The sequence below is a fragment of the Micrococcaceae bacterium Sec5.1 genome (genome assembly GCA_039636795.1).
Taxonomy (GTDB): Bacteria; Actinomycetota; Actinomycetes; order Actinomycetales; family Micrococcaceae; genus Arthrobacter.
The window spans coordinates 3,605,295-3,619,568 of sequence record CP143430.1 but is presented as its reverse complement, the minus strand read 5'-3'; the positions used below and the strand labels follow the sequence as shown (position 1 = coordinate 3,619,568).

13 protein-coding genes are annotated in these 14,274 nt (G+C 61.6%); 5 read left to right on the top strand and 8 right to left on the bottom strand.

Annotated features, from left to right (window positions below; all coding sequences use genetic code 11):
- The first annotated feature begins 10 nt into the window (after positions 1–10).
- Positions 11–919: a carboxylating nicotinate-nucleotide diphosphorylase gene (nadC, locus tag VUN82_16475; protein ID XAS74716.1), complete on the top strand. Its 909-nt coding sequence runs from the start codon at positions 11–13 to the stop codon at positions 917–919.
- 5 nt (positions 920–924) lie between these two features.
- On the top strand, positions 925–2,094 hold the full coding sequence (locus VUN82_16470) for a cysteine desulfurase family protein (protein ID XAS70682.1): 1,170 nt from the start codon (positions 925–927) through the stop codon (positions 2,092–2,094).
- A gap of 18 nt (positions 2,095–2,112) precedes the next feature.
- Here VUN82_16470 and VUN82_16465 read toward each other — a convergent pair whose 3' ends face one another.
- Genes VUN82_16465 through VUN82_16455 form a run of 3 tightly spaced genes read right to left on the bottom strand, consistent with a single transcriptional unit; the run spans position 2,113 to position 4,096 of the window.
- Positions 2,113–2,598, bottom strand: coding sequence for a GtrA family protein (locus tag VUN82_16465; protein ID XAS70681.1), 486 nt, complete (start codon positions 2,596–2,598; stop codon positions 2,113–2,115).
- Positions 2,599–2,616: 18 nt separating this feature from the next.
- Positions 2,617–3,465 (bottom strand): fumarylacetoacetate hydrolase family protein, encoded by an 849-nt coding sequence (locus VUN82_16460; protein XAS70680.1) that lies wholly within the window; start codon positions 3,463–3,465, stop codon positions 2,617–2,619.
- Positions 3,466–3,490: 25 nt separating this feature from the next.
- Positions 3,491–4,096 (bottom strand): DM13 domain-containing protein, encoded by a 606-nt coding sequence (locus tag VUN82_16455; protein XAS70679.1) that lies wholly within the window; start codon positions 4,094–4,096, stop codon positions 3,491–3,493.
- Positions 4,097–4,180: 84 nt separating this feature from the next.
- On the opposite strand from VUN82_16455, the gene VUN82_16450 reads away from it, so the two are divergent.
- A complete protein-coding gene (locus tag VUN82_16450; GenBank protein ID XAS70678.1) occupies positions 4,181–5,083 on the top strand; it encodes an IS982 family transposase in 903 nt (300 codons plus the stop codon).
- 101 nt (positions 5,084–5,184) lie between these two features.
- Here VUN82_16450 and VUN82_16445 read toward each other — a convergent pair whose 3' ends face one another.
- Positions 5,185–5,859 carry a DUF1684 domain-containing protein gene (locus VUN82_16445; protein XAS70677.1) on the bottom strand — a complete coding sequence of 225 codons (675 nt, stop codon included), beginning with the start codon at positions 5,857–5,859 and terminating at the stop codon, positions 5,185–5,187.
- 62 nt (positions 5,860–5,921) lie between these two features.
- Here VUN82_16445 and VUN82_16440 point away from each other — a divergent pair, with 62 nt between their 5' ends.
- Positions 5,922–6,785 (top strand): hypothetical protein, encoded by an 864-nt coding sequence (locus VUN82_16440; GenBank protein XAS70676.1) that lies wholly within the window; start codon positions 5,922–5,924, stop codon positions 6,783–6,785.
- 70 nt (positions 6,786–6,855) lie between these two features.
- Entirely contained in the window at positions 6,856–7,662 is an 807-nt protein-coding gene (locus VUN82_16435; protein XAS70675.1) for a transglutaminase family protein, read from the top strand.
- Between the two features lie 50 nt (positions 7,663–7,712).
- On the opposite strand, the gene VUN82_16430 is transcribed toward VUN82_16435, so the two are convergent.
- The 4 genes from VUN82_16430 to VUN82_16415 all read right to left on the bottom strand — a co-directional run bounded on the left by VUN82_16430 (position 7,713) and on the right by VUN82_16415 (position 14,238).
- Positions 7,713–8,189: a MarR family winged helix-turn-helix transcriptional regulator gene (locus tag VUN82_16430; protein ID XAS70674.1), complete on the bottom strand. Its 477-nt coding sequence runs from the start codon at positions 8,187–8,189 to the stop codon at positions 7,713–7,715.
- On the bottom strand, positions 8,189–9,313 hold the full coding sequence (locus tag VUN82_16425; protein XAS70673.1) for an LLM class flavin-dependent oxidoreductase: 1,125 nt from the start codon (positions 9,311–9,313) through the stop codon (positions 8,189–8,191). The genes VUN82_16430 and VUN82_16425 overlap by 1 nt, the downstream gene beginning before the upstream one ends.
- Before the next feature lie 137 nt (positions 9,314–9,450).
- Complete coding sequence (locus VUN82_16420; protein ID XAS70672.1) at positions 9,451–12,666, bottom strand: efflux RND transporter permease subunit; 3,216 nt, start codon at positions 12,664–12,666, stop codon at positions 9,451–9,453.
- 66 nt (positions 12,667–12,732) lie between these two features.
- A complete protein-coding gene (locus VUN82_16415) occupies positions 12,733–14,238 on the bottom strand; it encodes a malate:quinone oxidoreductase (protein XAS70671.1) in 1,506 nt (501 codons plus the stop codon).
- Between the last annotated feature and the right edge of the window lie 36 nt (positions 14,239–14,274).

Below are 14,274 nucleotides of genomic sequence, written 5' to 3'. Positions count from 1 at the left end.
CCTGACCTCCATGATCAACCTGACCCTTCCCACAGCGCCTGTGCGGGACATCCTGGAACGGGCCTTCGCTGAGGACGCTCCCAGCGGCGACATCACCTCACAACTGCTGATCCCCGCCGGGGCGCGTGCCACAGCGGTCCTTAACGCCCGCGTGCCGGGCGTGTTCAGCGGTGGAACCGTGTTTCGCGACGCCATGAAGCTCGTCGACCCGGACACGGAAGTGCAGCTGTTGCTGGCCGATGGTGAAGCGTTCGACGCCGGCACCCACCTCGCCCGCGTCACCGGCAGCGCACGCTCGGTGTTGCTGGCAGAACGGGTCGGACTCAACCTGGTGCAGCGGATGAGCGCCATTGCCACGAAGACTGCAGAGTTCGTCAGGCTCGTTGAAGGAACGCGCGCCCGAATCACGGACACCCGTAAAACAACGCCCGGCTTGCGGGTGCTGGAACGCTATGCCGTCCGGTGCGGTGGGGGAGCGAACCACCGGTACAGCCTCTCGGATGCCGTGCTGGCCAAAGACAACCACCTGGCCGTCATGACCGGCGGAGACTCAGCCAAACTGACCGAACTGCTCGTAGCCGCAAAGGCCCAGCTGGGACACACCACACACTTTGAAGTCGAGGTCGACCGGGCAGAGCAGATCGAACCCGTGCTGGCCGCCGGGGTGGACACCATCATGCTGGATAACTTCTCCATCGATGAACTGCGGGCAGGCGTCAAGCAGGTAGATGGACGAGCCAACGTGGAAGCCAGCGGCAACGTCAACCTCAACACAGTTGCAGAGATCGCGGCAACAGGCGTGGACGTCATCTCCATCGGCGGACTGACGCACAGTGTTTCGGCACTGGACCTCGGACTGGATATTGAGCTGCGAACCGACGCAGAGCCGCGCATGGATGCAGCGCTGAAAGCAGTCTGACTTCCATGATCTTCCTGGACGCTGCAGCCACCACGCCTGTCCGGCGCGAGGTACTCGAAGCCATGTGGCCGTACCTCAGCGGCGAGTTTGGCAACCCATCCAGCCACCACAGCCTGGGTGAAGCGGCGGCCACAGCGCTCGCAGGGGCGAGATCTGCCGTCGCGAAGGTGCTTAACTGCCGCGCGGGCGAGGTGACCTTCACCTCGGGCGGAACGGAAGCGGACAACCTGGCCGTCAAGGGAATCGCACTCGCGCGGCAGGCAGCGGATCCCTCGCTGAAGCGGGTAGTGATAAGCGCCATCGAGCATCCGGCGGTGGAAGAATCCGCCCGCTATCTGGAACGCGTGCATGGCTTCAGCGTGGACGTGGTGCCGGTGGACCGGGACGGAGTGGTCACAGTGGACGCGCTCCGAGCGGTTCTTCGGCCGGACACAGCCATGGTGAGTATCATGTATGCGAACAATGAGATTGGTACTGTCCAGCCCGTCGCGGACCTTGCTGCCGTAGCACATGGGTTTGGCATCCCCTTCCACACTGACGCTGTCCAAGCCGCCGGCTGGTTGAGCTTGGATGTCAAGGCCCTGGGCGTAGATGCGCTGAGCATTTCCGGGCACAAGCTCGGCGCGCCCAAGGGATCCGGAGTCCTGTTCACGAAGGGCCGGATGCGCGTTGAGCCGTTGGTTCATGGTGGAGGCCAGGAGCGGGGAAAGAGGTCCGGAACAGAGAATGTAGCCGGGGCCGTGGCGTTGTCCACCGCCCTGACTTTGAGCGTTGGCGAGCAGCCGGAGCTGGCCTCGCGGGTTTCTGAGTTGCGGGAGCGGTTCGTCTCGCACATCCTCCAAACCGTGCCAGGCGCCCTGTTGACAGGGCATCGAAACCAGAGGCTGCCATCGATCGCATCGTTCTGCTTCCCTGGAACCAGCGGCGAATCAGTCCTGCTTGAGCTGGAACGCCTCGGCGTGGTCTGCTCCAGCGGCTCCGCCTGTGCTGCTGCCGGATCTGATGCCCCGTCACCGGTGCTGGTGGCGTTGGGCATTGCCCCGGAGATAGCCCAGACGGCCGTCCGCTTCAGCTTCGCCTCAACTGTCACCGAAGCCGAACTGGAGCAAGCTGCTGGAGCCGTGGAAAGCGCCGTCGGGCGTGTCCGGAACCTGGCGTCTCCCCAACCCAACTAGTCACACGTTGCCGCGTAGTCAGACGTGGCGGGCGCGGCGGAAAATCCAGTGCCTCAACAGGGTGAACCGGACGCCTGTGGCGACGAAGCCCGAGAGCGTCGTGGCCCAGAGTTCTTCACTCACCGTAGCGTCGGGGTGGATGAGATGCAGGATGCCCAGACTCCCACCAGTGATGACCAGCGCAATGCCAATCACAATCAACCCATGCATGTGGTCCTGGCCGCGTTTCCTGCTCCCGCTGATCTTGAACGTCAGCCTGCGGTTCAGTGCTGTATTCATAAGCGACGTGACGATCAACGCCACGGCGTTGGCAAGCTGCGGGTCGATCCAGGGACGCAGCAGCGCGTAGAGGGCAAGCGAACTCGCCGTGCAGAGAATTCCGACGCCGGTGAAGCGAAGCAGTTGCCGGACCACGGGGTACTTGAGGAGGCCGCGATGCCTCTTCCTGGGAGGCTTTTGTAAGGGAGGCGGCCGCAGTTCGGCGGCGTCTGCGGCTGTCTCCATGTGGTTAAGCCTGACACACTATGCGGGCAAGACCTCCCAGGAAGCCTTCGTGACGGGGTTGGAGAGCTCCCCAATTCCTTCCACCCGGCACACCACAATGTCACCTGGCTGAATGCGAGCGCACTCGGCGGGGAAGCCAGTCAGGATCAGGTCGCCGGGGTGCAGGGTCATGAACGAGGACAGGTAGACCAAGATCTCGTCCACTTTCCAGCCGAGGTCCGCGGAGCTGGCGGTTTTGAGCGCGGTGCCGTTGTGGACGATCCCGATGGAAAGATCTGTGGCGTCCAGTTCGGTGACGATCCAGGGACCCGCAGGCGTAAAGGTGTCTTGGCTCTTGGCGCTGATCCAGAGTTCGTCGGTCTTTTGGAGGTCGCGTGCAGAGACATCGTTCCCGATGGTGTAGCCGAGGATTGCCGACCCCGCCGTTTCCAGCGTCAGGCCTCGCGCTGTACGTCCGACGACGACCGTCAGTTCCGCTTCCGGGTCCACATGACCGACGTTCGAACTCAGCTCGATCGCCTCCCCCGGACCAATCACGCTGGACGCGGCCTTGTGAAATGCCTGTGGTTGAAGGTCCCTGCCGGCTTGCCCTGTGTTGTGGGCCATACCAAAGACGTTGGCAGGCACTGAAGGCGCGAGGAAAGTGAAAGCATCCTCAGTCACTCCAATCCCTGATTCCCAACCATGGCGCGACGGGCTACTCGCGTTTGCCCTTGATGCCCCGAAGGGCGAATCGATGACAATCCAGCGCTTCCCCGCCTCCGATTCGAAGTCCCGGGCGTCGTTGGAAACGAAGAATTGTTCGTTCAGGTCCTGTGAATCCAGGGGGCGGACGCGGGCGATGCGACGGGGGAGGCGGGAAGTCATTATGACATCCTACGTCCTCCTGCCGTCAGGCAAGCTGCGCCGATCCAAAAGCTACGCTGAAACGGTCACACCAGAGCACTACCGATTGCAGGCCGGAGAGGTCCACGGCGGCGGGGATGACATAGTTCTGGTTGCCGTGCGTGGCTTTGACGGGGCCGAGGTCCACATACCGATCCGAGCGATACTTGTACCAATCGCCTCCTGCCTCAAGGCTGCTGAGCCAGACCTTGACGTCCGGACCATCGCTGCTGGCCAGGTTTTCCAACCTCAGCACACGGGAGCCATCGGGCAGTTCCAGGAGCTGTGCAGTACCAGAAGTCTGATGCTCCTGGGATTGGAAATTGCCGAGGCCCAGCACCACAGGATCGGTGTTGCCTGTTGGCGTTGAGGCTGACGTGTTGGGGGAAGGCGAGCCGTTGCCCCGTGAATCGGTGGTAGTCGGTGCAGTCGAAGGGGACGCCGACGTTGATGCGGGAGGAGCCAGCGGCAGGGCCTCGTTCACGCTGCTGCTCGTAAACAGCCGCCAAGGCTGGAACAGGGCGGCGGCAACGATGACCAGGAACAAGACCGACACGCCCGCGGTGGTGGCCAGGATCCTGTGGGCACGGATCATCCGCCCGATTCTGTTCATGCTCCAAGGCTAGATGACTAAGTCCTATTGCCGTGGCGGGCGCGGGAGCTTTTAAAGTAAGGCGGAGAGTGTTAAGCCGAGTTTGTGAACACGCAACTAAACACTCTCCTGACCACACTTTACGTCTATTTGGATGACCATGTGCTGCCGGACCTGGGTGTGTCCAGGGCTCGCCGGCCGGGCCGGAAACCGGTGCTGAGCGACGCTGAGCTGCTCTGCCTGGCCGTGGCACAGCACCTGCTCGGCTTCTCCTCGGAGACCAGGTGGATCCGTTATTCACGGATCCACCTGTCCGGCATGTTCCCGGGCATTCCGCACCAATCCGGCTATAACAAGCGTCTCCGGGCCGCGGGCCCTGTGATCGCGGCCGCCATCACCGCGCTGGCACGGGACACCCCGTCCTGGCACGAGGTCCTGCGCCTGGTCGATTCCACCCCCGTGCCGTGCGGCATGTCCCGGGAAACCGTCAAACGCTCCGACCTGTCCGGGCACGCCGGCTACGGCTACTGTGCCTCCCACTCCCGGTTCTTCTGGGGCCTGCGTCTCTACCTGATCAGCACCCCTGAAGGCATGCCCGTGATCTGGGGCCTGGCGAACCCGAAGATCGGTGAACGCGAGGTCACCCAGGCCCTACTCGAACACGACCACCACCTCATCCGGGCCGGGCAGGTCATCCTCGGGGACAAAGGCTTCGCCGGCCGCGACTTCGAACGGTTCATCACCGAGGACCTCGGCGCGCACCTGATCCGCCCGGACCGCAAGGACGAGAAACCCCGCTTCGGCAAACTCGGCGGCATCCGACAATGGATTGAATCCGTCTTCGACACCCTCAAGGGCCAACTCGGCCTCGAAGAACACGGCGGACGGACCATGGCCGGCGTCTACGCCCGGGTAGCTGCCAGACTCCTCGCCCTTGCCGCAGGCATCTGGCACAACTGGCGCATCAACGCGCCCCGCAAACGCTCACTCATCGCCTACGACCACTAAATCCAATAGGACTTAATCATCTAGGCTTTTACGGTCTGTCCGAGGGCGCTCCAGAACTTACGGTTCCGTGACGCTGCGCCGGGCCCCTCGCCCAATTGGCGTTAGCCGTCTCCTAAATACAGCTCACCCACTGGTACCTCGGCTGCGAGACGGTTGGCCGGTCCGGCTAAGGGGCACGCCCAGGCTTCGTTGTAGGCGCAGGACGGGTTGTACGCGAAATTTAGGTCCACGATGAACTCCTGCCGTTCATCGATGCGCCGAACACCGTGGTAAGCGCCCTTCACTGTGTCCAAAAGGTATCTTCCGGCGCCGTAGCTTCCACCGGCTTTGCCGGCGGTAGCGTCGCGCAAAGGCACGAAGATGCCGCCGCCGTAGCTTCGCAGCCGCCAAACGGCCAAGGATCCGAGTCCAGGCAACTCAAAGGTTCCAATCCTCACAAACGGAACTACGCCGTCGGTCCCTGTTTCAACATTCATTTCCTGTCCCGTCCCCTCCGGTGACAGCGGAACGTACATCCGGAAGGCGGGGTCATAGTCGGCCGTGCGCAACCCGGCGAAGGATGCTTTCATCTCTGCTGTCAGCGCCGACGCGGGATGGGTGGCAAACATCCGGTCCCGCTCCTGGCGCCAATAGTTGTGTGCATCGAACGGATCTGTAGCCGCGAGCTGCCGCACTTGGTCATATAGGGCGAAGGTCCGCAACCGCCAATCCGCAATATCAACAGCGGACATGTTGGGCATGTTGTCCTCGAATGCGTCGTGCTGATCGGGAGCCATGTCTTCAGCCTAGTACGACGTCAAATCCCGTGTCGGGCCTTACCCGCCGATAAGCTGTGCGCATGAACGGCACCACCCATCCGAACCGTACGACGACGCTTCGGCTCAGCACAGTGGCACTGAGTGTCATCCTGCTCACCGCCACCGCGGCCTGTTCCACTGAAAACAAGGGGCCACAGGTTTCCCAGACCTCCGGTTCCCATTCCAACAGTTCCGAATCAGGCCTCCCGTCCCAGGGCTCCGGATCAGAACGTACGACGCCGTCAGGAGGCGCCGTCTCCAGCACGCCGTCCGCGACACCCGGTTCAACTGCTGCATCCACCTCTGACCCCAGCCCGGCAGCCACGGCATTGACCTGGAAGACCTACACGGATCCCGCCAAAAAGGTCAGCTTCGAACTCCCGGAGAATTGGATTGCCCAGTCTGTCACTGCTGAAGCTGGTTCACTGCCAGGTGCCCTGAAGGTCGAAGTCAAAGATGGCGGGGGCCGATACATCGCGACCCTGCAGACAGGACTGCCTCCTGCAGGGCCCATCGCTTGCCCCGCTGGCCAAAGCCATCCGTACATAGTTATCAGCAGTGCGCCATTGGATGTTCCGCACTCCGATGGTCCGGACACCATCGATCCCCGAGTCGTTTTCCGCGTGATCCAAGGCTACAAATTCTTCGGTTCCTTCGGCATCACCAACATGGTGGCTGGCGCCGACGGCCAGGCTTGCGAACTAAGGAACCGCGTTCAGGGACCTTCCGGCAAGGGCGACTACTCTTTCGGGGATGTTACAGCGGTCCATGCCTTCGCCGCCGATGAAAAAGTAGCCCCGGCAAAGACTTTTGACACCTTGGACCTGGCCGCGAAGTACGTCGCCCATGATTCTGAATTCGCCAACGTCCAACGGATGCTACTGTCTCTGAAGGTCAATCTGTAGTCCTGCGGTTGGCTGATCCATATAACGGCGGCATCGGGGGCTGTCCCGCCGCAACCCACCCCGGAGATTAATGGAACGCAACGTTGCTGCCAAGCTCGTTTTCAAGACTGTAGCCAACACGAAAGTGGCCATGGCCATCGCCGTGGCCAACAATCCGGGGTACGAGTCAGTAACGGAAACACTCTCCATCACTCTTGATGGGAACGAGATTCCCTTTGCTGAACTCAGCGACCATCACGGGGGCCGCTTCCAATACATGGAATTCACGGAGCCCAGCGAAGTGACGGTTGACTACCAAGCCACGGTCCATGGCTTCGCAGACCGCGACACACCCTCTCCCATGGAACTCATCCGGTACGTCCGGCCGAGCCGCTACGCCGAATCTGATCGGTTGCTGCCCACCTCTTATGCCGAGTTCGGCAGCCTTAGCGGGGCCGAACTGCTCCACGCTGTCCGTGATTGGGTCAATGGAGAGCTGCGCTACGTCAGTGGATCCTCGCGAGGAACCGACGGTGCGGTGGAGACGCTCCTCCACCGGCGCGGTGTTTGCCGTGACTTCGCACACTTGGCCATTGCCCTGTTGAGGTCCAAGGATGTGCCGGCCCGCCTCGCAGCTGTGTACGCACCCGGGTTGAGTCCCATGGACTTCCACGCTGTGGCAGAGGCCTACATAGATGATGGATGGCACATCATTGATCCGACTGGGCTGGCGCCGCGCGAGTCCATGCTTCGCATCACGGCAGGACGGGATTCTTCAGATACAGCCTTCCTTTCCACGGTGGGTGGGAGCCTGTCGCTGAAGACCCTCAAGGTCAGCGCATCAGTCAACGGCGAGCTCCCTGTGGAGGATCCACGGCAGCTCGTCCGCCTGCACTGAGACGACCTGCCCTGAGATGACCGCCCCTGAGACGACGGGGAGCGGCACCCCTACCTGTGCGTTGCCTGGTGTCCTGCCACTGAGGCCCGTAGCTTCTCCGTCAGCCGCAACAGTTCCCGCTGCTCCTCGACTGTAAGCGCCGGCCCAACGAGTTGGGCAATATCGCGCACGTGTTCCCGACCAATCGTTTTCTGCAACTCGCTGCCTGATTCTGTCAGGGACAGCAGCACTCCACGGCCGTCGTCGGGCGCTGTTGTCCGCTCCACCAAACCCCGCTTCTCCAGCCGGTCCACCAAACGGCTCAGGCTGGACTGGCTCAGCAGCACTTTGTCATTGATCTCGTTCAACCGCAGCTGACCGGAAGGGCATCGCGAGAGTGTAAACAGGACGTCATACTCCTTGACCGGCAGGGACTTGAACGCCGGACCTGATTGAAGTTTCCGCATCACCGCCACCTGGGAGCGGAACAGCGACTCCCAGGTCTCGGCGGCGAGGCGAACGGCGGAGGACGCCGAAGGGTTGGACATCAGGCCTCCTGACCCGGGGCTCCAGCTGGAGCGGACTCGTTGACGCTGGCCTCCATGGCCGCAGCAACGCGGGAAGCGTGCGTCGGCGCGTCCGGCACGTTGGCCGGCTTCAGGGCAGCATATTCCTTGCGGAGCACGGGAAGGACTTCTTCGCCGAAGAGGTCAAGCTGCTCCAGGACGGTCTTCAGGGGCAGACCCGCGTGATCGATCAGGAACAACTGCCGCTGGTAGTCGCCAAAGAATTCACGGAAGGTGAGCGTCTTCTCGATGACTTCCTGCGGACTGCCCACGGTCAAGGGTGTCTGTGACGTGAAGTCCTCCAAGGAAGGACCATGACCGTACACGGGTGCGTTGTCGAAGTATGGGCGGAACTCCTTGACCGCGTCCTGGGAGTTCTTCCTCATGAAGAACTGACCACCCAAGCCCACGATTGCCTGATCGGCCGTGCCGTGCCCATAGTGCTCGTAGCGCTCGCGGTAAAGGCCGATCAACTGCTGGTAATGCTCCTTGGGCCAGAAGATGTTGTTCGCGAAGAAGCCGTCGCCATAGTAGGCAGCCACTTCAGCGATCTGCGGCGTGCGGATGGAGCCGTGCCAGACGAAGGGGGCAACGCCATCGAGCGGGCGCGGTGTAGAGGTGAAGTTCTGCAGGGGGGTGCGGAACTTGCCCGACCAATTGACCGTATCCTCATCCCACAGCTTGCGGAGCAGGCTGTAGTTTTCGATCGCGAGCTCGATCCCGTCCTGGATGTTCTTTCCGAACCAAGGGTATACAGGTGCTGTGTTGCCGCGCCCAAGCACCAAGTCAACCCTGCCATCGGAGAGATGCTGCAGCATCGCAAAGTCCTCGGCGATCTTGACCGGGTCATTGGTGGTGATCAGGGTTGTGGCCGTGGACAACGTGATGCGCTCGGTCTGGGCCGCGATGTAAGCCAGGGTGGTCGTTGGGGAGGAGGAGAAGAAGGGACGGTTGTGGTGCTCGCCAATGGCGTAGACATCCATGCCGATTTCTTCGACCTTTTTGGCAATGGCAACGGAGGCCTTGATGCGTTCGTTCTCCGTGGGCGTGCGGCCCGTGGTGGGGTCAGTGGTGATGTCACTGACGCTGAATACGCCGATCTGCATGATGTGCCTTTCTCCCTGCCCGTGGTCCCGGGCTCTGTAAACAGTGTATCTCAAACTAGATGCATTTGCATGTATCAGTTCCTGTAACAGGGCAGGGCCGGGAATTGTTCCCGGCCCTGTTGGCTGCTGATGCGGCTCTACTCCGCGGGGTTGTTCGCCGCCCGGCGTCCCGTAATCCGGGGCACCATGCCGGTGGTCCAGTCGACGAAGTCGTCGTGGCCGTTCCCGCCATTTCCCTTATCCGGCATGACTTCGGGGCGGTGCTGCAGCTGCTTCAGGAGTTGTTTTTTCTCCCGGCGTCCTTCCACCAGTTTGTAAAGGACGGGGACCAGGATGAGTGTCAGCGCCGTTGAAGACACCAGGCCACCGATCACGACGATTGCCAGCGGCTGCGAAATGAACCCTCCGCCACCGGTGAGGCCCAGGGCCATAGGGGTCAGCGCGAACACTGTGGCCAATGCCGTCATCAGGATGGGTCGCAGGCGTTGGCGGGCGCCGTGGGTGATGGCATCGGCCACGCTCATGCCCGGTGTGCCGTTGTGGGGTTTGCGGTACTGGTTGATGAGGTCGATCAGCACGATTGCGTTGGTGACCACGATGCCAACCAGCATCAGCATGCCAATCAGCGATGGCAACCCCAGGGGAACGCCCGTCGCCAATAGCAAGCCCACAGCGCCTGTCGCGGCGAAGGGAACAGAAACCAGGAGGATCAACGGCTGCACCAACGATTTGAAGGCAGCCACCATAATCACGTAGACGATCGCGATCGCAGCCAGGAGAGCCAAGCCAAGCTGACGGAAGGACTCCGCTTGCTGCGTCGTAGCACCACCAATGGCGGCCGTTACGCCGGCAGGCAGCTCAACGGACGCCAACCGCTTCTGCACTTCGGTGCTGACGCTGCCCAGGTTGGAACCCGACGGCGTCACGGTTACCTTCGCGGTCCGCTGGCCGTTGCTGCTCGTGATGGACACAGGCGCATCGACTTGTTCGACGGTGGCGATACTCTCCAGCGTCACGGGACCACGCGCCGTCGGGAGTGGCAGTGCACGGACTGAGGTGATGCTGGTGAAGCGTGTCCCTTTTCCAATTTGGACGGGGTAGTCGTTGGTCTCGATGCGTACTGTCCCTGCGGGGACCGGGCTGACGGTCGATGCCAGGAAGGCACCCACTTGTTCCTCCGTCAGTCCGGCTGCCACTGCCTTCGCCCGATCCACGCGCACCTGGACTACGGACTGGTTCGCGGCGAGGTTGGTGGACACCTCGGTGCTTCCGGGAACGTCCTGCATCGCCTTTACCATGGCGTCACTTGCAGACTGAAGATCAGCCGAGTTTGCGGCCTTGATGGTGATGTCCACCGTGGATGATGTGCCAAATCCACCCTGCTGCGAACCCACGCTGATCTTGCCTGCGGCACCCTGGAGCTTGGAGCGGACATCATCCTGAAGCTTCTTCTGGTTCGCTTTCTCGTCCGTAACGATCGTGAAGGTCGAGTTGGAGGAGCCAGTTGACGTTAGCGCGGCGAAGCCAGACTGGGCGTTACCAGAGGTCACCTGGACGTCTTTGATGCCCTCCATGCCCCGGAGCATGTCCTCCACCTTGGTGGCTTCAGCGCTGGTGGCCTCCAAGCTCGTTCCTGCCGGAAGGACCTGACGCACTGTCATGCTGTTCTCGCCGGATCTCCCCAGCAGGTCTGTGGCAAGCAGTGGCGACACCGCGAGCGTTGCCACCAGCACCAAGGCCGCCGCAGACAAGGTGAGGACAGGGTGCTTCTGCGTCTTCGCGAGGATAGGTAAGTAACCTCGCTGGAGCCGGCTCCGCTGTTCGGCCTCCCGGGCCTTCGCTGCAGCCTCCCTGCGCGTCATTGCTGATTCGGTATCTGGCCGAGGCGAAGGAAGGAACCAGTAAGCCAGGACGGGAACGATCGTGAGGGAAACCAGCAAGGATGACAACAGGGCGATGGTTACCGTCAGGGCAAAGGGCCGGAACAACTCGCCTGCCAGATCGCCCACGAACGCTATGGGCAGGAAAACGGCCACAGTGGTCAACGTGGACGCAGTGATGGCGCCGGCAACTTCCCGGATGGACGTCAAGATGGCGGCCAGCTTGTGCTCGCCATAACTCAAATGGCGCTTGATGTTCTCAATCACCACGATCGAATCATCTACGACCCGGCCAATGGCGATGGTGAGCGCACCAAGAGTGAGGATGTTCAACGAGTAGCCCGTGGCGGAAATGCCAATGAACGTGATCAGGAGGGAAAGGGGGATGGACACGGCCGTAACCAGCGTGGACCGTATGGACATCAGGAAGACCAGGATGACAGCGACGGCAAATCCCAGGCCCAGGAGCCCTTCAGTAGTGAGGTCCTTGATGGACTTCTCTATAAAAGGAGCCTGGTCGAAGACGGGCGTGAACGCAGCGTTGTTCCCCAGCTCTGCCTCCATCGGCGCAAGCGCATCCCGCACCGCGTGCGAAATCGCCACAGTGTCGCCTTCGGGCTTCTTGGTGACTGACAGCGCAAGTGTTGGCTTGCCATTTGTGCGCGTGATGGATGTGGCGGGGTCGTCTTCGATGCTGACATCGGCAACAGTTCCGATGGTGGCGGAATCCTTTGCGCCCGATATCGGCAAGCCCTTGATGACTTCAAGGGAATCAACCGGGCTGCCCAGTTGCAGGGACAGGGTTTTGCCCTGGTCCTCTATGGTGCCCACAGGAACCAGCGTGCCGTTGTTCTTCAGTGCGCTGCTGATCGACTGGATGGACGCACCCTTCGCCGCGAGATCGGCAGGACGGGGCTGGATCAGGATGTGCTGCTTGGAGCCGCCAGTCAGATCGGCGCCGCGGACGCCGTCGATCTTTTGCAGTCGGGGAACGCTCAAGCGCTGGAGGTCGGCATTGAGTTCGCTGAGCGGTTTGTCAGAGGAGACAGCCAGGAACACGATGGGAAAGTCGCTGATGTTGCCGGCAATGGATTGCGGCTCGACGTCGGCCGGAAGCACGCGTTTGGCGTTGGAAATCGCGCGGTCGATCTGGTTCCGTGCACGGTCAAGGTTGGAGCCGTACGTGAACACCATGGTGATCTGCGAAACACCGTTGCGGGATGTGGAGGTGGTGGACTCAAGTCCCTCGACGCTGTTCAGGGCCGTCTCAAGGGGCCTGCTCAGCTGCTTGTCCACTACTTCGGGAGAAGCGCCGGGCATGGACGTGATGACTGTGATCTGCGGGAACTCGATCGAGGGAATAAGTTCCTGCTTGAGCGAGCCCATGGTGATCACGCCGAACACCGCCGCAAAGACGGTGATCAGCGCGATCAGGGCACGGTTTCCCAGGGACAAAGTGGCCAGGCGGAACATTGCATAGTCTCCTGAGATCTACGGAACAATTCGACTGACGGGAACCCGGCCGCAGCCCCGGCCGGCCTAGCCCTGGAGGGCGTTGGCCACTTCCAGTTGCAATGACCGTGCAGTGCTTGCCTCAAGCTCGGCGGCAAGCTCAGGGTTCTCGTTAAGCTTCACGCCATAGCCCGGCATCATGTCCTTGAGCTTGGACTGCCAACCCTTGAAGTTCTTGGGGAACGTCTTCTGCAGCAGTTCAATCATGATCGGGACAGCAGTGGAAGCTCCCGGAGACGCACCCAGAAGGGCGCCGATGGAACCGTCGCGGGACGCGATGACCTCAGTACCGAACTGCAGGATGCCGCCCTTTTGCGGGTGCTTCTTGATGATCTGGACACGCTGGCCTGCAGTGATCAGCTCCCAATCATTGCCAACGGCCTCGGGATAGTACTCACGCAAGGACTCCACCTTCGCCTCGTGGCGCTTGGCCACCTCCTTGATGAGGTACGCCGTGAGGTCCATGTTGTCCTTGGCCACCGCAAGCATCGGAATAATGTTTCCCGGGCGGATGGACAGCGGGAGGTCAAGGTAGCTGGAGGTCTTCAGGAAGTTCGTGGAGAAACCAGCGTACGGGCCAAAGAGGAGGGAACGCTTGCCTTCAACAAACCGGGTGTCCAAGTGGGGGACGGACATGGGTGGGGCGCCAACGGAAGCCTGGCCATAGACCTTGGCGCTGTGCTGCGAGGTGATGGAGTCGTCGGTGCAGCGGAAGAACTGGCCGGATACGGGGAATCCGCCGTAGCCCTTGCTTTCCGGAATGCCCGAGGCCTGAAGCAGGTGGAGTGCTCCACCGCCGGCTCCTACGAAGACGAACTTGGCGTGGATGCGGCCGTGCTCACCCGACTTGGGGTGTTTGAGGGAAAGATCCCAACCGCCGCCTGATGCACGATGGATGTTGGTGACGTCGTGACCAAAGTTGACCTCGGCGCCAGTGTTCCGCAGATAGCCGGTCAGTTCGCGGGTCAGTGCGCCGAAATCGACGTCGGTGCCTTCCGCCGCGCGGGTGGCGGCAACGCGCTGCTTGCGGTCCCGGCCCTTGACGATGAGGGGCGCCCACTTGGCGATCTTGTCCTGGTCCTCGGTGTATTCCATGCTGCGGAACAGCGTGTTGGGCTTGAGGGCCTCGTACCGGGTCTTCAGGAAGTTCGCGTGATCATCGCCGATGACGAAGCTCATGTGCGGAACAGTGTTGATGAAGCCCTTGGGGGAGCCAATGACATTGCTGTCCACCAGATGGGACCAGAACTGGCGCGAAAGCTGAAACTGCTCATTGATGTGGATGGCCTTGGAAGGATCCACGGAGCCGTCCTTGGCCGCGGGGGAGTAGTTAAGCTCACACAGCGCAGCATGTCCGGTGCCGGCGTTGTTCCATGGTCCGGAGCTTTCGAGTCCCGCTTCGTCGAGTCGTTCAAAGAGGGAGATGGTCCAGGTGGGTTCGAGTTGCTTGATGAACGCACCAAGGGTGGCACTCATGATTCCGCCGCCAATAAGGACGACGTCGGCATGTTGAGTCTTGGAAATGAAGGTCACGATCAATCTCCGTTAGCGGCGGCACTGGCTGTCACA